The sequence below is a fragment of the Frigoriflavimonas asaccharolytica genome (genome assembly GCF_013294015.1).
Lineage (GTDB): Bacteria > Bacteroidota > Bacteroidia > Flavobacteriales > Weeksellaceae > Frigoriflavimonas > Frigoriflavimonas asaccharolytica.
This window is the reverse complement of sequence record NZ_JABSNO010000025.1, coordinates 23,451-46,074: the sequence shown is the minus strand read 5'-3', so window position 1 is coordinate 46,074 and position 22,624 is coordinate 23,451. Positions and strand designations below refer to the sequence as shown.

Sequence of the window (22,624 nt, the reverse complement as noted above, 5' to 3'; positions counted from 1 at the left end):
AAGCCCTGAAAGGGCGAAATCAATTATCAATGATGAATTAATAAAATTGGAAACTTTTTAAACTGGCGAAAATTTTATTAAACAAACGAAATTGCAGCCCGACTTGAGTGGAAATCCTTTTTTGTGACTAGGAAACGAGGAGCGAAAAAGACCTGTCTACCGACAGGCAGGTTGGGAACGGAAGGCGGAAATGTCTGCCCAAAAAAATAAAAGATAGACATTCAACAAAGCCAAATGTCTGCAAAAATAAAATTATTAAATAATAAATGCGAGATTGCTTCATTCCTCGCAAAGACAAATATAAAATGAAAATCACAGACCACATAAAAAACGCCAACGGAAAAACCCTTTTTTCCCTAGAAGTGATACCGCCAGAAAAAGGGAGCGGAATAGAAGATCTCTACAAAAATATAGATCCTTTGATGGAATTTAAACCCCCATTTATAGACGTTACCACTTCTAGAGAAGAATATATTTACATCAACAAAGGCAACGGTTTGATGGAAAGAAAAATCACCAGAATGAGACCCGGAACTTTGGGTATTTGTTCCGCTATACAGCATAAATACAATGTAGATACTGTTCCACACGTTTTGTGTGGCGGCTTTTCCAAAGAAGAAACTGAATATCTGTTGGTAGATTGTCTCTATTTGGGCATAGATAATGTGATGGCTTTGCGTGGAGATGCCATGAAAGGCGAAAAATATTTTACACCTTCCGAAGGTGGACATGAAAATGCGCTCGGTTTGGTGCATCAAATGAATGATCTTGGTCGTGGAAAATATCTGCATGATGAAAATTTACCGTCAGATTTCAACAAATTTTGCATCGGCGTTGCCGGTTATCCAGAGAAACATTTGGAAGCGCCATCTATGAATTACGATCTCAAATGGCTGAAAGAAAAAGTAGATGCAGGAGCAGATTACGTAGTAACGCAAATGTTTTTTGATAACCAAAAGTTTTTCAAATTTGTAGAAATTGCACGAGAAGCAGGCATCACTGTTCCCATAATTCCCGGTATAAAGCCAATTGCAACCAAAAAACACCTCAAACTTTTGCCCCAAGTTTTCAATATAGATATGCCAGAAGATCTAATTTCTGCAATAGATGGCGCAAAAAATAATGCCGCCGTAAAGGAAATCGGTATAGAATGGGCCATTTCTCAATGCAAAGAATTGTTGGATTATGGCGTAGATGTTTTGCACTTCTATTCCATGGGAAAAAGTGATAATATTAAAAAAATTGCAAGCGAACTTTTTTAAATCGCCAATTTAATGTCATCCAATGTATTTTTAAAATTTTGTTATGGCGCACATTTCCGGCTTCCGTTCCCAATCTTTTTGTTCCGCTACGCTACACAAAAAGGATTTCCACTCAAGTCGGGGCGCAGATTTTTGCTTTGATATGAAGATTTTAACAATATAAGAATGAGCCAAACTTGTGAATTGATCTGTCAAATTCCGTAAAATCCCTGGGATAATTTCTGAAAGTTCAAAATTATTAAGAAATAATTCTCAACAAAAATCCTTATTTTTGCATAATACAAGCAAGAAAATGAACGATTTCATAGACAACGACGACGATATTTTCACGGGAAAAGAGCACACGCCAATTCGCGAAGATGCTTTCGTACTTTCCCCCGAAGAAAAAATAGAAAAAATCCAGCATCATTTTGGAGAAATCATGCACACTTTGGGTTTGGATATGACGGATGATTCTTTGAAAGATTCCCCAAAACGTGTCGCAAAAATGTTTGTAAACGAAATTTTTGGCGGACTTTTACCAGAAAATAAACCCGGTATTTCTACTTTTTCCAACAAATACAAATACCGACAAATGTTGGTAGAAAAAGACATCACCGTTTATTCTTTTTGCGAACATCATTTTTTGCCAATCATCGGGAGAGCTCATGTTGCCTATATCTCTAATGGTGAAGTTATTGGTCTTTCAAAAATTAATAGAATCGTAGATTATTACGCAAAACGTCCGCAAGTACAAGAAAGATTGACGATGCAAATTGTAGATGCGCTGAAAGAAGCTCTAGGAACCAAAGATGTTGCCTGCATTATTGATGCAAAACATCTCTGCGTAAATTGCCGCGGTATAAAAGATACTGCAAGTTCTACCATCACCGCAGAATTAAGCGGAATTTTCCGTACCAACCCAATTACAAGACAAGAGTTTCTGCATTATGTGGGAAATCATAGTAGAATTGATTAATTTGAAATTTAATGGATAGAAAAGATTTTTTAATTCTTTTTTGGAATAAATATTTGCAAATATTTTTACTTTTGGCGGTTTTTGGGTTAACAATTTTAAATTTTAAAAACATAATAGAAATTAGTAAGAATTTCGGACTTATTATATTTTTAGTAATTACATTATTTACAATTGCAGGTGTTTTTAAATTTATATTAGATGAAATAACACTTGCAATACCAATAAAAATTAGATCTTTTTTTAATTTGATTTTTAATTATCTTGAAAAAATAAGTTTTTTTTTACCTCTAGCATTAATCATATTTCTTATCTTAAATTGGCAAAATGAAACTATTGTAAATAATATTTTTTCAACTGCACTTATTTTGTTTTACATCAATAATTCCTATTTAAAAAAAATATTTCATAAAATTGAGAAAGTATAATAAATATTTTTAGATTAGATAGATTACTATAAAGCATCAACTACATACTAAAATAACCTTCTCAAAATTTCAGTCCTGACAAGATTAAATAAAAATTAAACAAATTATGCAACTAAAAATATACAACACCCTTACTTCCGAAAAAGAAATCTTCAAACCAATCCACGAAAATAAAGTGGGAATGTACGTTTGTGGACCAACCGTTTACAGCAATGTGCACCTCGGAAATGTACGGACATTCATGTCTTTTGATTTTATTTACAGAACGCTATTATATTTCGGTTTTGATGTAAGATACGTTCGAAATATCACCGACGCCGGACATTTAACAGATGATGGAGATGTAGATAACGATCGTTTTGTGAAGCAATCTCGCTTGGAGAAATTGGAACCAATGGAGATTGTGCAAAAATATACCATAGATTTTCACAAAGTTTTGGAGCATTTCAATCTTTTGCCACCTAATATAGAACCAACTGCAACTGGCCACATTTTGGAGCAAATTGAATTGACAGAAAAATTAATTAAAACCGGTTTTGCTTATGAAATAAACGGTTCTGTTTACTTTGATGTTTTAGCTTACAACGAGAAAGGATTAAACTATGGCGAACTTTCTCACCGAAATATCGAAGATCTTTTAGCAAATACCAGAACGCTCGACGGGCAATCTGAAAAGAAAAACCCACAAGATTTTGCACTTTGGAAAGCGGCCTCACCTGCACACATCATGCGTTGGAATTCACCTTGGGGAGAAGGTTTTCCTGGTTGGCATTTAGAATGTACAGCAATGAGTACCAAATATTTAGGAGAAAAGTTTGATATTCACGGAGGAGGAATGGATCTTAAATTTCCCCACCACGAATGCGAAATTGCCCAAGGAAAAGCGAGCAATGGATTTTCACCCGTTAATTATTGGATGCATACCAATATGTTGACAATGAATGGACAAAGAATGAGCAAATCTACCGGAAATTATATTCTTCCGGCAGAACTAATGTCTGGTGAAAACGAATTTTTTGAAAAAGCATTTCATCCAAGTATTGTGAGATTTAATTTTCTGCAGGCAAACTATAGAAGCGTTTTAGATATTTCTAACGAAGCCATGGTTGCAAGTGAAAAAGGCTATCAAAAACTGATGGAGGCGATTAAAATTTTAGAAAATAATGATATTTCAAAATCTGAAACGTCTAGTTTTGATGTGGAAAATTGGAAAATAAAATGTGCGGAAGCTTTGGCGGACGATTTCAATTCACCAATATTGATAGCACATTTATTTGAAATAGTTTCTTTTATTTTTAAATTAAAAGATGGCAAAGAAACCATTGGTAAAATAGATTTAGAAAATTTACATAAATATTTGAATACATTTATTTTTGATGTTCTCGGTTTGCAAAAAATTGAGGAAAGCAACAATCAGAAGTTAGATCAAACCTTGCAAGTTTTAATACAATTGAGAAATCAAGCTAGAAAATCTAAAAATTTCGAACTTTCGGATCAAATTCGCGACAAACTTCTTGCCGAAGGTATTGAGTTGAAAGATGGTAGAGATGGCACTAGTTATTCGATTTTGTAGATAAAGAAATATTTACATTTACAAAGAAATGAAGCTTTCCTATCTTCACCAAATTCAAAATACACTTATGAAATTTATTTATAAACTTTGCCTATTTTTAATTCCATTATTTTTCCTCACAAGTTGTTTTGATATTCTTGAAAAAACAAGCGTAAAAGCCGATGGTTCTGGAGAATATACGCTAATTTTAAACGGAAGTAAGAGCAAGACAAGAATTGCTTCCATCTCGAAAATGGAAACCATCAATGGAAAAAAAGTGCCGAAAAAAGCGGAAGTGGAAAGTAAAATAGCTGAAGCAGGTAAAATTTTTAAAGCTACGTCGGGAATCTCTAACGTGAAAACTTCCATGGATTTTGATAACTATATTTTAAAATTAAGTTGCAATTTCAAAAATATTGAAAATATCAACGCTGGTTTAGAACATTTGAAAGGCAAAAAGATAATTGGCAAAACTATTCCTACACAGATTTACAGCCAAAATTCAGCTAAAAAAATCTTTTCTAGAAACAAAATTAATAGCTTTAAATCAGATTATCAAAAGATGAGTACAGCAGACAAAGAGATATTTTCTAATGCAAAATATACTTCCGTTTTACAATTTGAAAATACTGTAAAATCTCAATCAAACAGTTCTTATCTTCTTTCTCCCAACAAAAAAGCGCTTAAGTTGGAAGGCAATATTTTGGATTTTATTTTAGAGAAAAAGCTGATTCAAAATAATATTATACTTCAATAATTTTTACATTTAAATATGAAATCAAATTTACTTAAAATACCAAAAATTATACTTCTCTTTTTTGGTGTTGTTTTTATTTCTGCCCAGCAAAAAATGAAAATTCCCTCGGATGCTGTATTCTATATGGAAATAAACGGAAAACAACTTGATAAAAAGTTGAACTGGGAGAAATTAACGCCGTTCATGAAAGAATTGACGGAAAATAAAAATGGAAAAGCTTCTTGGAATGATTTTGCAAAAACCGGAATTAAATATGATGCGACCCAGTTTCATTATGCAACCATCAATGATTCTGTGAAATCTTATACCACCTATTTCGTAATAGACAATAAGGCTAAATTTCAAGAATTTATCAATTCTAGCAAAAAAGAAGGTTTGGAAATTTCTAAAAAAAGCAAGTACTCTTACGTAAATTTTAGTGATGAAATGTCTGTCGCTTGGAATGGAAATCGTGCTGCTCTTAGTATTATAAGCTACTCCAAACCAAACAAAGATAACATCTTTGGCGATGATGATTATGCCGTAGATAGCACATCTGTAATGGAAGACGAAGCGTACGCAATGGTTGATTCCGCCTATGTTGATGCGCCTTTTAATTACAAATATGAGATTGATCAATTAAAAGAGAATATCAAATATTTAAAAGATAATATTAAGGATAATAAGAAAAGCATTGCACAAACAAAAAAAGATATCCGATATTTAAAAAAGCACAAACAATATCCTGGTGATAGAGAAGCAATTGATGATAAAGAATACGGAGCAAGTGAAGAAGCTTACACAGAAGAAGAAGAAAATTACTCCGAGGAAGATATTGCGTATGAAAAAGAATACCAAAAAGAACTAGACTCCATACAAAGAGAAAATTTTAAAATGGTGAAGATTCTTTCTGTGAAAAAGTTTGATGAATTTTTTAATTCCAACCTAGAAATTGAGGTTCCAAAAGAAATGATTGCATTTAGAGATGCCAAATCAGATGTTTTTGTATATACAGATTATGGAAAAATTTTGAATGAAGGAATTTATGGCAAGCTTATGAATATGAATGACTTTGGTGGGCTTTTCATGAAGATGTACAATTCTAACAGTTCTTACAACCTTTATTTTGATAATGATAAAGTGAGATTGGTAAACAACTATCAACATAAAGATGCGAAGATTCAAAAAGGGATATCTGATATTTATAACGGTAAAGTAAATGAAAAATTAGCTGCACTTATTAATGATGAAAACATTGGATACTATTCTATGAACCTTAATGGTAGCAAATATTTTGATTTGATGTATGGTTTTGTACAAGATGCAGGAGATATGGAATATCAGAAAGAAATGCAACTCATCATGGAAACAATGAAAATTATTTTAGATGAAGAGGCTATTTCCAAAATTGCACCCGGAAATGGGATTTTCGTTTTGAACGAACTGAAAAATAAAACCGTAAAATATACAGAATACATCTATGATGAAGATAGTTATGATGAAAAAGAAGTAGAAAAAACCAAAGAAATTGCCGTTCCTAATTTTACATTTGCCTTCGCAACAGAAAATGAAGGATATTGGAACCGTGTTTTCAATCTTTTGATAACGAACAAAAATTTGAAGAAAAAATTTACGAAAAATGGAGATGTTTATGCATTCAAAAATGAAAAAAGCAACGATGTTATTGATAATATGTACTTCACTGTAAAAGACGGAATCGTGTACATGACTACATCTATAGAAAATTTGACACCCAAAAATCAAACGATAGCATCTAAAAACTGGGCAAAAGAATCTTCGCAATATGCAATGTCTGGAAGATTGGATATGCAAAAATTAATTACAGGTTTGGATAATGAACTCAAAACTGGATCGGATGTAAAAACAATCAACGCCATCAAAAAGAATATTGGCGAATTGCATTTTAAAACAGAGGCAAAAGGAGAAAGCATACAAACAGAAATGAATTATAAAATTAAAAATTCCTCGGAAAATAGCTTGATGTACTTCTTTGATCTTTTTGAAGAAATTTACAAAATTAACGAGGCAGAAAAAAAACCTGTAATCATGTAGATGAAAAGAAATAAACTTATTTTTCTGTTTTTATTGATTGCTATTGCAGCCATTTATTTTCTGCTGTTTCAAAAGGATAAAACTTTGCAGTATATTCCTGCGAATGCAGATGCAATCGTTGTAATAGATGTGAAAAACCTATCTCGACAGTACATTTATGCTTTTGCAAACCACCCATCGCAGTGGTTTAAAGATAAAAAAGAAGGTGAAAGTAAATTTTCTTTCAAAAGTTCTGGCTTAAAAATACCAGATTTCATTCAAGTTTTCCATCTGAAAAATACTGGATTTTCACAATGGTATTCCGTTTTGGAAATAAAAGATCAAGTAAAATTTGTAGCTTTTTTAGATAATAAAAAGTTTACAAAAAAAGCTGAAAATGAATTTCAAAAAGACAATATTTTTCTAAAGATAGAAGGCGAATACTGCATTTTTGGAACCGCAGACAAAGCTTTTGGTGATATTAACAATCATCTAAAGGAGAAAGAAATACAGCGTTACTTCAATGCAGACCAATTTATGGGTGATGGAATAGGAAGTTTCTCGTTAGTTTCCGAAAAGGGTTTCAGCAATTTTTCTATAGAATTAAATGATGATGCTATCGAGATTAAAAAAGGCAAAAATATAGAAGTTTTAGCGGCTCTTATTTCCAAAATTCAAGTTGATCATCCATTTTTAGAAATAGAATTAGATAAAAAAAACATGGAAAATGCTGCTTCTTTTTTTAATATAAAAAGTGTAGATTCTTCTAAAATACATTATTTAAAAGCATCTGCAACTTTAAAAGAAGTGAATGATAGCATCGTAACCTACGATTATGACGATGATTTTAATGAGATAGAAAAAGTGGCTATTCAGAAAATTATTCAACCCAATTACGCGATATCACTTCAAAGCGATAATCTTGAAGAAACCTGGAAATATCTTTATAATAAAAAATGGATCAACGATAAAAGTCAATTTACATTAATTCCTTTTCAACCAAATCTTATCAATAAACAAAGAGAGAATATCCTCATAAAATCGACGAAAAATCCAGTTGAATTATCAAATAGATATGAAGAAAATTTTATATTTATTAAAAATGATCCGTTGGTATTAAAATCCTTCAATTCTTTTACCAAAAATGAAAAAGATCTTCTTTCAAATTTAGATTATATATTCTTCGGCAATAAATCTGATATTTATTATCTAAAGTTAAAAATGAAGAAGGGAGATTTACCGCTAATTCTGCGGTAATTTCACAAAAAAAATTTTAAAAATCTATCTTCTTTTCGCAATATATTTTTAAAATTTAAAATAATAATTTAATAAATTGTGAAATAAATTAAATATTATGTAACTTAGGGCATCTAAAATAATTTTTAAACGCTTAAGAAATATACTATGAAAAAATTTTTATTCCCTGCAATTTTGGCTTTTTTAGGAATCCAAACAAATGCTCAAGAGATTTTCGCAATCACAGGAAAGCAAGTTCCACAAATTGTTTTTAATGATTTGCGCGCTCTAGACCTTACAAAAGGAACTTCTGGAGAAATATTTTTCACAGAACAATCTACGCCAAAAGTATTTTCGCAAAATTTGCAAAGCAATTTTACAGAATCCAAAGCTTCTATTCACAATTCCCAAACTGCTTCCATGGCTTCTTTAGCTTTGGATGTGAAAACTAATTCTTTGGTCTTTGTGCCGATGTTTTCTTCCAATATTTATGTGATGAACAATCGTACAAAAGAAATTACTTTGGTAGAAAATCAAGCCATAAAAAGTGTTGCGTGCAATATTGGTTCGCATATTACAAGAATGGCGGCTACAAATGATGGTAATATTTATGCAATGAGCAATTCTGGCTCTCAACTAGTCAAAGTTTCTTCTGAAAATGGCAGATATTCCGTTCAAGATCTAGGTAGTATCAAAGATATTTCTGCAAACCCAGAAATTAGTTTATCAGTAATGATGACGGGTTTTGGTGGAGATATGGTCGCAGATGCAGCAAATAATTTATACGTAATTTCTGCAACCAACAATATTTTTAAAATTAATTTGGGCAGTTTGTCCTCGGAATTTGTAGGAAAAATTTCTGGTTTACCTGCAAATTATACCACAAATGGAGCGGCAATAAATGCTGCAGGCAACATTATCGTAGGGAATGCTAAAGGTGAAGGTTTGTATGAAGTTAATTTTAAATCTTTAGAAGCAAAAGCAGTTTCTGGTGATTTCAAAATGCCAATTTATGATTTGGCAAGCGCTTATTTCTTAAATGATGCACCAGTTTCTGCTACAAATAATACTATCTCTGGTATAGAAATTTATCCTACAAAAGTAAATCAGCAATTTTTCAATATTAAAATTGATAATGAAAATGTGAAAGGCAATCTAAAAGTAGAATTAGCAGATTATATGGGGAATAAATTGATGAAACAAAACATCAATGTGATTAGAAATAATTCTGAATTCAAAATTAATTTAAGCAATTACAACGCAGGAGTATATATCGTAAACATAAGCGATACTCGTGGAAATACAATTTTCAATACTAAAATTATTATTGAAAAATAATACTGAATATTTTTTTTAATAAATAAACCTTCTTAGTTTTAATTGAGAAGGTTTTTTACGGCTCAATTTTGACCTATTTAAGTATGTCTGAGTCTTTTAAAGTCGACGTTTTATTTTAAAATAAGTAAATTGCACTCTACAAAAACTACGATTATGAAATTATGTTTTAGCCTAAATTTCCGAACAAAACTGGGAGAAAAAGTACAAATAGTTATAAAGGAAGATGGCTATGAAGATAAAATTTTCCCGTTGGAATATGCAGAAAATGGCGAATGGAAAGTAGAAGCAGATTATTATTCTAAATCTATTAAATATATTTATCAAATTATCAATCAAGATGGAATTGTTTTAGACGAAGAATTCTCTGCGCATCAACTTGTTTTTCCACACAATATAAAAGAATATCATATCTATGATGTTTGGAATCTGAAGAATTTCCCTGAAAATTATCTAAATAATAAGGTGTTGCAGAATCAGTTTCAAAATTTCAAACCACAAAAAGTTTCTCTTCTTAAAAAACATACGCATCTTTTTCGCATAGAAGTCCCGATTTATAATCCCGACTGGAAAATTGCAATCATAGGAAATTCCAAAACTCTGGGTAATTGGCTTTATGAAAATGCAATTTGCATGAAACAAACCACTTTAGGCGTTTGGGAAATCCCTTTAAATATAGAAGATCAGCATAATATACAGTATAAGTATGGAATTTTAGATTCTAAATCTGGGAAAATCTTAGAGTTAGAAACAGGTAATAATAGATTTGCCCCATCAAATTTGGCGGAAGAAGTCTTATTGATAAAAGCTGATCATCAATTTCATTTCAAATCTTACCAATTGTATCATGCTGCTGGAGTTGCGGTTCCTGTATTTTCTTTAAGAAATAGTGAAGGTTTTGGTGTCGGCGAATTTCGAGATTTGAAAAGCTTGGCAGATTGGTCTGCAAAAACCAAGTTAAAAATAATACAGATTTTACCAATTAATGATACTTCTGCGCACAATAATTGGACGGATTCCTACCCATATTCCGCAATTTCTATCTTTGCTTTGCATCCACAATATTTGGCAATTGATGCCTTAGATTTTCCAATCCCGAAGAAACTAATGCAACAATTTGAAGCAGAGAGAGAAATTTTAAACGAAAATTCTGCGGTAGATTTCGAACAAATGATAGCCGGAAAGTGGAAATATATTTCTACAATTTTTGAAGAAAATGAAACAAAAATTTTGGCAGATAAGAATTTTAAAAAATTTATTAAAGAAAACGAATCTTGGCTTTTGCCCTATTCTGCTTTTTGTGTACAAAGAGATTTGTATAAAACTGCAGATTTTACAAAATGGAAAACGCATAAAAAATATATAGCAGGAAAAATTTCGCCATTTTTCAGCCCGAAAAATAAAAATTTTAAGAATGCAATGCTTCATTCTTGGGTGCAATTTCAATTGCATTTGCAATTAAAGGAAGCCGTAGATTATTTGCATGATTTAGGAATATCTTTAAAGGGAGATTTACCTATCGGTATCTACAGACATTCCGTAGAAGCTTGGACGGAGCCAAATCTTTTCGAAATGGAATTTCAAGCAGGAGCACCACCAGATCAGTTTTCAGATCTTGGCCAAAATTGGGGATTTCCCACCTACAATTGGGAAGCCATGAAAGAAGATGGTTTTCTTTGGTGGAAAAATAGATTCCAAGCTTTAGAACAATATTTTGATGCCATGAGAATAGATCATATTCTTGGGTTTTTCAGAATCTGGAGAATGCCAATCTCTTCGGTTCAAGGTGTTTTAGGGTATTTTAATCCTGCAATTCCTGTAACTACAAAAGAATTTATAGCGCATGGAATTCAATTTAATAAAGATCGCTTTTGCAATCCTTTTATTAATGATGAAATTTTATGGGATATATTTGGAGAAGAATGCGACACTGTGAAAACAAAATTTTTACAAATCTCTGAGCATGGACATTATTCTTTTAATGAAGAAGTAAATACCCAAAGGAAAATATCAGATTATTTTACAGATAATCCTAACGAAGATTTAGAACAAAAGATGTTGTCTCTTTGTGCTAATGTTTTATTTTTAATTGAAGAAAAAGAGGGTGTAGAAGTTTTTCACCCAAGATTTAATCTTAATAAAACAAATTCTTATAAATATTTAACCAACGGAGAAAAACAACAATTAGATAGAATTTACCATGATTATTTCTTTGTAAGACAAGATAAACTATGGTCTCGTAATGCCTTAGAAAAATTGCCAATCATTCTAAATGCTACAAAAATGCTTATTTGTGGTGAAGATCTTGGTTTGGTACCAGCTTGCATGCCAGAAGTGATGAATACTTTGGGAATCACTGCTTTGAAAGTACAAAGAATGCCCGCCGAAAATATCCCTTTTTCCAACCCAGAAAACACTACATATCTTAATGTTGTTACACCTTCAACGCATGATAGCTCCACGCTTCGCCAATGGTGGAATGAAGATAGGAATATAACGCAAAATTACTTTTCTACACAATTAAAACAATGGGGAACTGCACCTTCTGATTTGGAACCACAGATTGCAGAAATGATTTTGAAACAGCATTTGTACAACAATGCCATGCTTGCAATTTTCCCGATTCAAGAATTTTTTGCCACAGATTTTCAATTAAGAAATCCTAATTTGAATGATGAGAGAATTAATAATCCCGCAATTTTTCCACATAATTGGAAATATAGGATGCACTTAAATGTAACAGATTTACTTACTTCTGAAAAATTTAATAATAAAATTGCAGCTTGGGTTGTAGATTCTGGAAGGTTTTAACTATTTGATTATCATTACTTTAAATAGCAAAGCGAGAAAAGTTAGATCATAAGATTTAACTTTTTTCGTTTTATACAATCAAAGTATTAGAAGTTGTGCAAAACTCTTATTGACAATGCTTTACATATATTTTCAGATTTAATTTGGCACACTTTTCTTATTGTTAAAAGTATTAACAATTAAAATAGAATTATAATGAAAAATTTACTACTTGGATTGTCTGTTTGCTTTGCTACTGTACTTTCCGCCCAAAACTACCCAAATAACGATTGGGGAAATGAAAATAACAACAATTATAGTAACAATGGTTATAATAATAATGGTGAAGGATATTTTCCAGATGATTATTATTACGAATATCCAGAAGACTATTACTCAAACGAATATTACAGAGATTTCTACAATGATTATCGCCAAAGTTTGCAAATGATCAACTGGAGTCGTTTTTTCCGCGAGTACAATCTATCCAGAAGACAAATAAGCTTAATTTTGGATCTTAATAATCAATTTAATTCCTATAATGTTTGGAATTCTTATTATAGAACAAATCCACAAAGATGGTACTATGATAGATATTTCGCGATGGAGAGAATTTTGGGACCAAGCGTTTATGTAGTATTTCAAAATAGATATTATGATGGTTTCAATCCTGTGATATATTATAATAATAGACGTAATACATTTTACAGAAATAATTTCCGCGTGAGACCTGCCTATGTAAACATCAACATTAATTTATATAGAGTAAATCGCCAACAATACCATCAGTCTGTAGGAAACAATTACGGATGGAAACAAAGCAGAAATGTAAGCAATGGCTTTGTAGAAAATGGCAAAAGAAATGCAAATTATACAAATGATAATTCTGGAAGTAATAATGGTTTTAGAAATTCAAATTCTGGAAATACAGTAGCTCAAAATAGTGTTAGAAATAATAGTACAAGAAGAAACAATGGATTACAAACTGCAACACAGCAGCCAAGAACCAGAGATTATTCTACTCAAGCAACTACAATTTCAGCTGTACAACAGCAACCTAGAATTAGAAATAGTAGCAGTGTAGAACCAAGAAGAAGTACCACAATTTCTAGCAGTAATACTAATTCTGTACGATCAGAAGGAAGTTCATCAACAAGAAGTTCTGGAAATGCAGAAAGAAGTTCATCAAATTCTCAATCAAGTTCTTCCGCAGGAACAAGATCTTCTTCAGGAAGAAGATAATTTGTAATGACAAAAACAATAATCGTTTTCAGAAATGGAAACGATTTTTTTTTGAATTTTTATTTTAACAAAACTTTAATAATTACCTTTTTAACTATCGTCTTTTTTACGCATCCAAAAGACTGATAACAATATTAATATATAAATTTTACTAAAATGAAAAAATTAATTTTTACACTTGCTTTAGCAAGTTTCGGAACTTTCGCAATGGCACAACAAACTCCAAAAACGCCAGAGCAAAAAGCAAAAATGGAAGCTAAAAGAGCCGAAATGAAAGAGAAAAGAGCGGAAAACCAAGAGGTTCATTTCGCGAAAATGAAAACAGATCTAAATCTGAGTGATGCTCAAGTTGCAAAAATCAAAGCGATGCATGCAGATATGAGAGCTGATAGAGATAAGGACATGGAGAAGAACAAAGAGATGAGAAAGGCTTCTAAGGAAAAAATGAAAGCCAAAAAAGACAAGATGAATGCCGGAATGAAAGCAGTCCTTACTCCAGACCAGTACAAAAAATGGGAATCGGAAAAAATGGCAAACCAAGAAAAAAGAAAAGAGAATAGAAAAGATGGGAAAGGGAAAATGAGAAAAAATAAAATGGAAGCAGGAAATTCTTAATTTCTAAATAATTAAACCTAAAAGAGCGAAAAATTTTTCGCTCTTTTTTTTATCTTTAAATGTAAACCACTTCTTTTCCAAGCACAACTTTACCCAATTTTTCTAGCACTTTTCCATAAGTTTCTACCTGTTGAATATCCTTCTCTTTTTCTTCCCCAGTTTTGAAATCCACAATCGTGTAGCCTTTTTCTGTTTTTATCAATCTGTCTGGTCTGTAAATTTTTTGAAATCCGTTTTCCGTAATCATAATGTCTTTTTCATTGATGATTTCTAAATTGGCACCAAAGTAATTAGGATATTTCTTGATGATTTCTTGCACGTTTCCCTCAATAATATTTTTTTGATTGATATCAATTATTCCTTCCAATAAATATTTTTCTAGCACAAAATTCACATCTTTTTCATCATTTATTTTTGCCAAAATTTCATGCACGAAAATTCCTAATCTCACTTTTTCATTTCTTGTCTGGTAATTTTTAGAGGGAGTAGCAATTTTAATAGACGCGCTTTTTTCATGAGATTTATTAAAATGTTCTATTTTTTTTGTGGCAAATTTTTGATCTTCCTTTTTAATTTTCTTGTCTAAATTAGCATCTTTTTCCAATTCAAAATAATCAAAAGATTCTACATTTCCTGCGTTTTTATTTTGAAGAAACTGGTAAATTTCAATCTTACTCTCGTTTTCACCTTTTTGCGTTACCGATGGTTTTTCAATATAAAAAAACATCTGATCTACTGCTCTTGTAGTGGCTACATATTGTATACACAATCGATCGATGAGGTTTTCGTAGGTATTTTTTGCATTAAAATAGGCAACTTTTTCATCATAAACATCCACAGAATCTTTAAATGCTTTTAGATTTACAGATTTTAATGTGTCGCTCATTTCCGTCTCAAACCATTCGTTGAAATCTCCATCTTTGTTGGAGTTTTCCATTGGCAAAAGTACAATCGGAAATTCCAAACCTTTTGCCTTATGGATAGTCATCAATTGTATAGCATTCAAGTTTTCAGAGGCTTGTATGGTTTTTGTCCTACCATCTTCTTCCCAAAATTTTAGAAAATCTTTCAATGTTGCCCCTGTATTTTGAGTAAAACCGTAAACCATTTCTAGAAAATTTAGAATGAAATCTGTCTCTTTTTCTTCCATAGAAAATTCGTGGACATAAAATTCTATAAAATTGTACAAATTAAATTGCGGGAAACCATCTTGAAACAATTTGATTTTATATTTTTCATCAATGAATTTTCCGATGGTTTTTTTGCTTTTTAATTTTAAAAGTTCTGCCATATCTTTAGTGAAATCTTCTGCTTCAATTTTGCCAATATCTTTCAAATAATACATCATCATCACCAAAAACTGTAAGTTTTTCGGACTGTTTTCCCATTGCAAGTAAGAAATTACGGCTTTTATGGTGCTAGAAAGTTCGAGCGTTAATCCACTATCAGAGATGGTTTTAATTAATTTTTCTTCTCCTTTTTCTACAATTTTTAAATTTCCTAACAATTTAGAATAATTGAAAATATCATTTTTCCCACGGCATAAAATAGTAATATCAGAAAATTGATAGCCAAAATCGATAACAGTTTGAATGTCGTTTTGCATTTTCTCTGCTACAGAAGCATAAAATTCTTCCTTCACACCATTTTCTATAAAATTAATACGAACGCGACCAGCATTTTTTGAAATAGCATTTTGAAAAGATTTTTCGCCAAAAATATGCGCATGTTCTGGTTTTAAATTTTTAGAAATGTACTCATACAATTCATTATTAAAGGCAACAATATTTTTTGCACTTCTATAATTTTCTTCTAATACGATGGTTTCCGCTTGTTTTAGCACGTTCTTTTCTCCGTTGATAATGTCTAGCAAAATTTTACTTTCACCACCACGAAACCTGTAGATACTTTGTTTCGGATCGCCAACCAAAGTAAAAGAGGTATTGTTGGAAGAAATGGTATGATCTCTCAATGGCAAAAAATTTCGCCACTGCATGATGGATGTATCTTGAAATTCATCAAAAAAATAATGGTGAAATTGTGTTCCTACTTTTTCATAAATAAATTCTGAAGGTTCTTCGCTTAGATTTTCGTTGATGAGTGTATTTACTTTAGATAGAAGCACAATATCTTTTTCCTCCTCCAAAAGTTGCAATTCTCGCTGTATATCTTGCTGCACTTTCATTGGCAAAAGTGCCTGCAATATTTTCTCTTTTTTTATGGAAGAGATGTGGTTAGAAATTATTTGTAATCTGTTGGTTTTTAATTCTTCTAAAATTCCAAAAATTAAATGTTCTTTGTTTTTAGATTTTGCCGGTGCTCCTTTATCAAAATTAATATTTGCCTTTTCCTCATCTCCCGGAATTGGAAAAGTTTTAGAATTTCCGTCGTAAAATTTCAATACTTTATTGAAAAAACCACCAATTCCATTAACTCCACCGGAAAAATCGCTAATTTCTAATCCATTATTTTCAATTATTTCTAATGATTTTTTTGCAATTTCTACAGATTCTGGTGTATAATTTTTTATTTCTTTTATTAAATTATTTCTTAAAAGATCGTATTCGCGGCCATCAAAATTTTTATTTTTTTTGAGTTCTTCGTAATGGATATCGCTCAAAAATTTTTCCGCAGATTTGTAGAAGGTTTTATTCAAATTTGTACGCTCGTTTTGATCCATTTGGTATTGAATATAATCCAATAATGTTGTGGTCAATTCAGGATTGTCTCCACCCACTTTATCCAGCATTTTGTCTACAGCTTCCATCAAATAAGGCTTTGCGTTAATTTCTAAATTGAAATTTTTTGCCAAACCCAATTCATTGGAAAAGCTTCTCACCAATCTTGCATTAAATTTATCAATCGTTCCTATCTGCAAAATGGAGTAGTTGTGCAGCACATAATCTAGCAGGTTTTGAGATCGTTGATGTAAATCTTCTAGCGTGATATGGATGTTTTCTTCTTTTATCAAAGCTTTTTGCAGAGAAATTAATTCATCACAATCTTTGTAATTATCTGCAGTAAAAAGCGTCAACCAATTTAAAATTCTTTCCTTCATTTCGTTCGCTGCTTTATTGGTGAAAGTTAGCGCCAAAATATGTTGAATGTTTTTGTGCGAATTTGGATATCGCAAGCAAATTCTCAAAATTCTTTGCACCAAATTGTAGGTTTTTCCAGAACCTGCAGAAGCGTGAATAACCGAATAAGAATTTTCCATAGATATAATTTTACCTTGCAATTTAATTATTTTTGAATTGAATTTTGTCTTTTGTTTTCTATTAATTTGTATAGATTTCTTAATTATTATTAAATCACGTTAATTCTGGTTAAATAAAATTTTTGATATCTATTTTAAATTTACTTTTGATAAAATTACACGCTTGAAAACAACTTTATTTTTTGTATTTCTATTTTTAATTCAAACAAAAACTGCTGCGCAAGAGTATGTTTTTGGCAAAGTTTTGTCGGAAGATCAACGAGAATTAAAAGGTGTTTACATCATTAATATTTCTAATCAACAAACCGCAATTTCAGACGATGATGGAAATTTCATGATTTCTGCAAAAATTGGAGACGAGATTCGCTTCACCAAAGAAAGATACAATAGAAATTCTGTAAAAATAAATTCCAGCAATATTTCCAAAAGTTTTTTAATCCGATTAGAAATTATTCCTTACGATATTGAGGAAGTGGAAATTAAATATAAAATAACAGGAGATGTAAATAAAGATGGAAGCAATCTCGGGAAAACTAAAAAGGTGCTAAAATTACAGACGGATATGGGAAAATATTTGAGGCAAAAATCTGATGCTGCAACAATGGCACCAAAAGCTGGTGAATTTGTACAGCCAATAGGTGAAGGTTTTTCTATTGGTGGATCTAAACCAGCCTGGGACGATTTAGATTTTATAACTACTTAATAACGATGATTCCCGAAGATTTTTTTACAGTAGATTTAGAATTGAAAAAATATCAAATAATGAGTTTTGTATTATTTGTATTCGAAGATTTTGAGCGTTCTTTAATTGTAAAATATGGTATTTGCGATAATAAGGATTTAATACGTTTTCAAATGCAATCTCTCAAAGTTATATCTGATTTTAAGGTTAAAAACAATCAAAAAATTTAAATAGAAATTCACAAAAATTATTAAATCAAGTTAATTCTGGTTAAATAAAATTTTTGATATCTATTTTAAATTTACTTTTGATAAAATTACACGCTTGAAAACAACTTTATTTTTTGTATTTCTATTTTTAATTCAAACAAAAACTGCTGCGCAAGAGTATGTTTTTGGCAAAGTTTTGTCGGAAGATCAACGAGAATTAAAAGGTGTTTCCATCATTAATATTTCTAATCAACAAACCGCAATTTCAGACGATGATGGAAATTTCATGATTTTTGCAAAAGTTGGAGACGAGATTCGATTCACCAAAGAAAGATACAATAGAAATTCTGTAAAAATAAATGCGACCAATATTTCCAAAAGTTTTTTAATTCGATTAGAAATTATTCCTTATGATATTGAGGAAGTAGAAATTAAGTACAAAATAACGGGAGATGTAAATAAAGATGCCAATCATTTTGGCAAATCAGAAAAGATTTTGAAATTTGATGATGATATGGCGAAATATATTCGAAAGAAATCTTCGCCAGAAGTAATGGCACCACAGAAGGGAGATTTTGTACAAACAGTTGGTCCAGGTTTTTCGGTTGGAAAAATAAGTTCTCAATGGGATGATATTGATTTAAGCAGAGATTTCCGAGAATTTTTCACGGATGAATTTTTTGTAAATGAGCTAAAATTAAAAGTTGCAGAAATCCCGACCTTTATCTTCTACGTTCTGAGAAATTTTGAACGTAAAAATATTACTAAATACGGCGTTTGCAGCGGTTCAGATTATGCTAGATTTCGGGAAGAGGCATTTCGTAAAATTGTGGATTACAAAAAAAATATTCCAAACGATTCTAAAAAGAATGGGAATAAGCTTCAATTAAAAGATAAGAATACTCAAAATGGTTTGTGGTGGAATTAATTTTAGACAATAATCTAATGAACTCAAAATAAAATTGTAATTTTATTAGATTATAATTTAAATCATGAATAAAAATATCATCGCTATTGCAGTTGCTTCTGCAGGTTTTATAATAGGTTTGGCATTTTTGGGAAATGCTATTAAAAATAGGAATAAAGCTGATAATACCATTTCGGTTACAGGTTTGGGAAGCAAAAAATTTACTTCTGATCTAATTTCTTGGACGGGAAATTTTTCTAGAAATAGTTTTGAATTAAAATCTGCTTACGATCAGTTGGCAGAAGACAGAAAAGTGATTGAAAAGTACATGGTTTCCCAAGGAATTCCAAAGAAAGATATTGTATTTTCTGCGGTAGATATTCAAAAGCAATTTAATTATAACAATAATGCAGATGGCGGAAGTTCGCAAACTTTTGCAGGATATCAACTTTCTCAAAGTATTGCATTGCAAAGTAAAGATGTTGCAAAAATTGAAAATCTTTCTAGAAATATAACAGAAATCATCAACCTTGGAATAGAATTTACATCTGCTGCTCCCAATTATTTCTACACAAAACTGGCAGATGTGAAACAAGAAATGATTGCGGATGCTACAAAAGATGCAAAAGAGCGTGCAGAAAAAATTGCCGAAAATGCTGGTGCAGATTTGGGAGATTTGAAGAAAGCAACGATGGGAGTAATCCAGATAACGGCGCCAAATTCTAACGAAGATTATTCTTACGGCGGAACGTACAACACAACTTCTAAAGAAAAAGAAGCTAGTATTACCATCAAATTGGAGTATGTAGTAGATTAATTATTGTCTATCTATAAACTACATCATAAATATTTTCCTTCACAAATTCTAGTTTTTGAGGATGGTAATTTGCCATCAACCAGAGTGTTATAGGTTTTTTGTCTTCAGAATATGGAGGTTGTATATAATCTTCTTGCAAGATGAAAAAGCCATTTCTTTCATAAAATTTTATGCGTTTTTGCGCATCTTCATTCAAATCTTTTGGTTCGGTTTCTAAGATGAGGTGAGGATGTTTTTCTGTTATGTTTTTCAAGAAAGTACTTCCAAAATTTTGATTTTGATGCTCTGAGAAAATTTCAAAATGCTCCATAAAACTGAAATCGGATAAGGTCCAAATTATAGAGTAACCAACAAATTTATTGGTGAAAAAAATGCCGAATATTTCAACATTTTTATTTTCAAAAAGCTGTGAGAATTGTTTTAAATCTCGCCTTTCATCTTCGGGGAATGTTTGGCTATAATGTGAGTAAATTCTTTCAGCTCTTTCACTAGTAGCATCTTGTATTTGGATGAATTCCATAATTTGTAGAAGAATATTTAATAATTATAGATCAAAAACGCTTGGTCTTCTCGTGATGAAAATATCTTTCACCCAAAGCATAAAAGCCATTGTGAGATAGATGATAAAGAAAATACCGGCAGTTGCGTAGGTAGAATAGATGAAAAAAACGCGCAATTTAGAAACAGGAATTCCCAATTTTGTTCCCATTCTTGTAAGCACACCAAACCATTCTTTTTCTACTTCATGCCGAAGTTTATTAATGATTTTTGGTTCTCTCATTTTAATTTATTTGTAATAATTTAAATCCTATACTGCAATTTAAGCAATCTTTTTTTAAACAGAAATTTTTGTAATGGTAAAGATAAGCTTGAGTTTCTAAACTGGAACTCATCTTCACGCCTAAATTTTTCCAAGAAGAGATGATTGTATTTTTTTCGGCAGAAATATTGGAATAAAATTTTAAGATATCTTCAGCAATATTTTCTTCAAAATTTTTGTGATAGGTATATTTTAAAGGTAATATGGTATTAATGATAATCAAATCTATAAAATCCTGAGTCATTATTTTTTCATTTTCAACGCTAGAAATTTTACCAAAGTTAAAATGATTGTCCCAATATTCTGAAGCTTTTACCTTAGAAAATATTGCATACAATTCTTCAGTATTTTTTGCGTCTATAATTTTCGAAAATAAAGAAGCATTTTTATGGTACAAATCTACCAATTGCGACCATCTGATTGTAGGAAAACTTGGCGGTCGCAATCTTGAAAATTTTGGATGAAATGCGTGTAAATTTAATTGATATTTGGTTTTCAAAAAATCAAATTCTCTTTTCCATATTTTCATTTCTTCATCTTCCGGATTTTCTAGCCAAGATGAAACTCCATACAAAAGTGCTTCTAATTGAGTTTTGTTGTTTTTAATTTTATTAATAATTTTGAAATCTAAACTTTCCGCTATTTGCTGAAAAATTTCTGCATTCACTTTTAAACCAAATGCATACGCCAGATTTTGAAATAAAACAGCTTCATAATCATTGTTGTTTTTGCTTAATTGAGATTCTATTTCAAGAGATTTTTCGTCTAATTTTCTTAGTAGGTTTTCCTCTTCAAATTGAAATGGAATCGCAGATTTCGTGAAAATTTTTTCGCACGGGATAAATTGATTTTCTGTGCATAACGAGGCATATTTGCCGATTAAACTTTCATCAATATAATCTTTGAGCTCTAATGTTGGAATATTTTTTTGTTTGAATTCTGCAATTTCTATATCATCTTGATAAACTACGTGTAGAATTAAATTTTCAAACTCAGGATTTCCCTCGTGTTGATGGAAAATCCAATCGCTGGATTTTACGTGTAATTCTATATTTCCTGCAAGAGTTACATCATTTATTTTAATCTTTGCGAAGAGAAAATCTGGACCAGAATTTTTGTTCCATTTCCCGAAATCTAAAATCTCTACAAGATTTCCATCTGTATCGTAGAAAGGAAAGTTGGTGAAAACTTTGTAATTCCAGAGGTATTGTAGAAGATGTTCGTTCATATTAGTTTGTTTTCTCGCAAAGGCGCAATGTTTCTCGCAAAATGCGCAAAGATTCTGAGAAAGCAAAGCCGCAAAGTTTAACGTTCAATTTTCTTTTATAATCCATTTGCAACTCTTTGTATTCCATGTTTTAGGTATTTTTCATTAAAATTTAGAAGTAAGCCGAGTTTTAAATTAGATAATTTTAAATAGGTTAAAGTTTGCGCAAAATGAGTTGGTGTCAAATTTTCTACGGCTTTTAACTCTATAATAACTTTACTTTCTACAAGAATATCAATTCTATAACCAATTTCTAAATTTATTTCTTTGTATTTGAATGGCATTGCAACTTGCCTTTTAACCTCCAATCCCATTTGTTGCAAATCATAAAAGAGAGCCATTTTATAGGCAGATTCTAATAATCCTGGACCCAAAGTTTTATGAATTTCTATTGAAGCACCAATAATTTTATTCGATAGTTCATTTTCGGTCATTTCTTTTTTAAATAAATTTAGAGAATTATGTTGAGAAAGACTTTAATTTTTATCATTTAATTTTCTTT

18 protein-coding genes are annotated in these 22,624 nt (G+C 31.0%); 13 read left to right on the top strand and 5 right to left on the bottom strand.

All coding sequences use genetic code 11. The features are described 5' to 3' along the window. Positions 1–305 precede the first annotated feature (305 nt). From metF to HNQ03_RS13470, 10 genes are all read left to right on the top strand, one after another. Entirely contained in the window at positions 306–1,262 is a 957-nt protein-coding gene (gene metF / locus HNQ03_RS13515) for a methylenetetrahydrofolate reductase [NAD(P)H] (RefSeq protein WP_173780226.1), read from the top strand. A gap of 292 nt (positions 1,263–1,554) precedes the next feature. Further along, complete coding sequence (folE, locus tag HNQ03_RS13510) at positions 1,555–2,220, top strand: GTP cyclohydrolase I FolE (RefSeq protein ID WP_173780225.1); 666 nt, start codon at positions 1,555–1,557, stop codon at positions 2,218–2,220. Between the two features lie 531 nt (positions 2,221–2,751). Next, positions 2,752–4,218, top strand: a complete 1,467-nt coding sequence (cysS, locus tag HNQ03_RS13505; RefSeq protein ID WP_173780224.1) for a cysteine--tRNA ligase — start codon at positions 2,752–2,754, stop codon at positions 4,216–4,218. A gap of 67 nt (positions 4,219–4,285) precedes the next feature. Continuing rightward, positions 4,286–4,954, top strand: a complete 669-nt coding sequence (locus HNQ03_RS13500; RefSeq protein WP_173780223.1) for a hypothetical protein — start codon at positions 4,286–4,288, stop codon at positions 4,952–4,954. Between the two features lie 15 nt (positions 4,955–4,969). Further along, positions 4,970–7,006 (top strand): hypothetical protein, encoded by a 2,037-nt coding sequence (locus HNQ03_RS13495; protein WP_173780222.1) that lies wholly within the window; start codon positions 4,970–4,972, stop codon positions 7,004–7,006. Then, entirely contained in the window at positions 7,007–8,242 is a 1,236-nt protein-coding gene (locus HNQ03_RS13490) for a hypothetical protein (protein ID WP_173780221.1), read from the top strand. It abuts the gene before it with no gap. A 147-nt stretch (positions 8,243–8,389) separates the two neighbouring features. After that, positions 8,390–9,559 carry a T9SS type A sorting domain-containing protein gene (locus tag HNQ03_RS13485; protein WP_173780220.1) on the top strand — a complete coding sequence of 390 codons (1,170 nt, stop codon included), beginning with the start codon at positions 8,390–8,392 and terminating at the stop codon, positions 9,557–9,559. A 153-nt stretch (positions 9,560–9,712) separates the two neighbouring features. After that, positions 9,713–12,367, top strand: a complete 2,655-nt coding sequence (locus tag HNQ03_RS13480) for a 4-alpha-glucanotransferase (RefSeq protein ID WP_173780219.1) — start codon at positions 9,713–9,715, stop codon at positions 12,365–12,367. A gap of 195 nt (positions 12,368–12,562) precedes the next feature. After that, complete coding sequence (locus HNQ03_RS13475) at positions 12,563–13,588, top strand: hypothetical protein (protein ID WP_173780218.1); 1,026 nt, start codon at positions 12,563–12,565, stop codon at positions 13,586–13,588. 156 nt (positions 13,589–13,744) lie between these two features. Next, entirely contained in the window at positions 13,745–14,203 is a 459-nt protein-coding gene (locus HNQ03_RS13470; RefSeq protein WP_173780217.1) for a Spy/CpxP family protein refolding chaperone, read from the top strand. 55 nt (positions 14,204–14,258) lie between these two features. Here HNQ03_RS13470 and HNQ03_RS13465 read toward each other — a convergent pair whose 3' ends face one another. After that, complete coding sequence (locus HNQ03_RS13465; RefSeq protein ID WP_226927520.1) at positions 14,259–17,441, bottom strand: UvrD-helicase domain-containing protein; 3,183 nt, start codon at positions 17,439–17,441, stop codon at positions 14,259–14,261. A gap of 142 nt (positions 17,442–17,583) precedes the next feature. On the opposite strand from HNQ03_RS13465, the gene HNQ03_RS13460 reads away from it, so the two are divergent. The 3 genes from HNQ03_RS13460 (at position 17,584) to HNQ03_RS13450 (ending at position 20,035) form a co-directional block, all read left to right on the top strand. Beyond that, the gene (locus tag HNQ03_RS13460; RefSeq protein WP_173780215.1) at positions 17,584–18,123 is read left to right on the top strand and encodes a hypothetical protein; all 540 of its coding nucleotides are present in this window, start codon (positions 17,584–17,586) and stop codon (positions 18,121–18,123) included. Between the two features lie 303 nt (positions 18,124–18,426). Then, on the top strand, positions 18,427–19,239 hold the full coding sequence (locus tag HNQ03_RS13455; RefSeq protein ID WP_173780214.1) for a hypothetical protein: 813 nt from the start codon (positions 18,427–18,429) through the stop codon (positions 19,237–19,239). A gap of 64 nt (positions 19,240–19,303) precedes the next feature. Beyond that, a complete protein-coding gene (locus tag HNQ03_RS13450; protein WP_173780213.1) occupies positions 19,304–20,035 on the top strand; it encodes an SIMPL domain-containing protein in 732 nt (243 codons plus the stop codon). 7 nt (positions 20,036–20,042) lie between these two features. On the opposite strand, the gene HNQ03_RS13445 is transcribed toward HNQ03_RS13450, so the two are convergent. From HNQ03_RS13445 to HNQ03_RS13430, 4 genes are all read right to left on the bottom strand, one after another. Then, complete coding sequence (locus HNQ03_RS13445) at positions 20,043–20,555, bottom strand: GNAT family N-acetyltransferase (RefSeq protein ID WP_173780212.1); 513 nt, start codon at positions 20,553–20,555, stop codon at positions 20,043–20,045. A 24-nt stretch (positions 20,556–20,579) separates the two neighbouring features. Beyond that, complete coding sequence (locus tag HNQ03_RS13440) at positions 20,580–20,816, bottom strand: PspC family transcriptional regulator (RefSeq protein WP_194305194.1); 237 nt, start codon at positions 20,814–20,816, stop codon at positions 20,580–20,582. Between the two features lies 1 nt (position 20,817). Next, positions 20,818–22,083, bottom strand: coding sequence for a DUF2851 family protein (locus HNQ03_RS13435; protein ID WP_173780211.1), 1,266 nt, complete (start codon positions 22,081–22,083; stop codon positions 20,818–20,820). 95 nt (positions 22,084–22,178) lie between these two features. Next, entirely contained in the window at positions 22,179–22,556 is a 378-nt protein-coding gene (locus HNQ03_RS13430) for a GxxExxY protein (RefSeq protein WP_173780210.1), read from the bottom strand. Positions 22,557–22,624 lie beyond the last annotated feature (68 nt).

What these genes read in the sequence shown, in the direction of transcription:
- metF (WP_173780226.1), top strand. Translation starts at nt 306, where the DNA reads ATGAAAATCACAGACCACATAAAAAACGCCAACGGAAAAACCCTTTTT.
- folE (WP_173780225.1), top strand. Translation starts at nt 1,555, where the DNA reads ATGAACGATTTCATAGACAACGACGACGATATTTTCACGGGAAAAGAG.
- cysS (WP_173780224.1), top strand. Translation starts at nt 2,752, where the DNA reads ATGCAACTAAAAATATACAACACCCTTACTTCCGAAAAAGAAATCTTC.
- HNQ03_RS13500 (WP_173780223.1), top strand. Translation starts at nt 4,286, where the DNA reads ATGAAATTTATTTATAAACTTTGCCTATTTTTAATTCCATTATTTTTC.
- HNQ03_RS13495 (WP_173780222.1), top strand. Translation starts at nt 4,970, where the DNA reads ATGAAATCAAATTTACTTAAAATACCAAAAATTATACTTCTCTTTTTT.
- HNQ03_RS13490 (WP_173780221.1), top strand. Translation starts at nt 7,007, where the DNA reads ATGAAAAGAAATAAACTTATTTTTCTGTTTTTATTGATTGCTATTGCA.
- HNQ03_RS13485 (WP_173780220.1), top strand. Translation starts at nt 8,390, where the DNA reads ATGAAAAAATTTTTATTCCCTGCAATTTTGGCTTTTTTAGGAATCCAA.
- HNQ03_RS13480 (WP_173780219.1), top strand. Translation starts at nt 9,713, where the DNA reads ATGAAATTATGTTTTAGCCTAAATTTCCGAACAAAACTGGGAGAAAAA.
- HNQ03_RS13475 (WP_173780218.1), top strand. Translation starts at nt 12,563, where the DNA reads ATGAAAAATTTACTACTTGGATTGTCTGTTTGCTTTGCTACTGTACTT.
- HNQ03_RS13470 (WP_173780217.1), top strand. Translation starts at nt 13,745, where the DNA reads ATGAAAAAATTAATTTTTACACTTGCTTTAGCAAGTTTCGGAACTTTC.
- HNQ03_RS13450 (WP_173780213.1), top strand. Translation starts at nt 19,304, where the DNA reads ATGAATAAAAATATCATCGCTATTGCAGTTGCTTCTGCAGGTTTTATA.
- HNQ03_RS13445 (WP_173780212.1), bottom strand. Translation starts at nt 20,555, where the DNA reads ATGGAATTCATCCAAATACAAGATGCTACTAGTGAAAGAGCTGAAAGA.
- HNQ03_RS13440 (WP_194305194.1), bottom strand. Translation starts at nt 20,816, where the DNA reads ATGAGAGAACCAAAAATCATTAATAAACTTCGGCATGAAGTAGAAAAA.
- HNQ03_RS13435 (WP_173780211.1), bottom strand. Translation starts at nt 22,083, where the DNA reads ATGAACGAACATCTTCTACAATACCTCTGGAATTACAAAGTTTTCACC.
- HNQ03_RS13430 (WP_173780210.1), bottom strand. Translation starts at nt 22,556, where the DNA reads ATGACCGAAAATGAACTATCGAATAAAATTATTGGTGCTTCAATAGAA.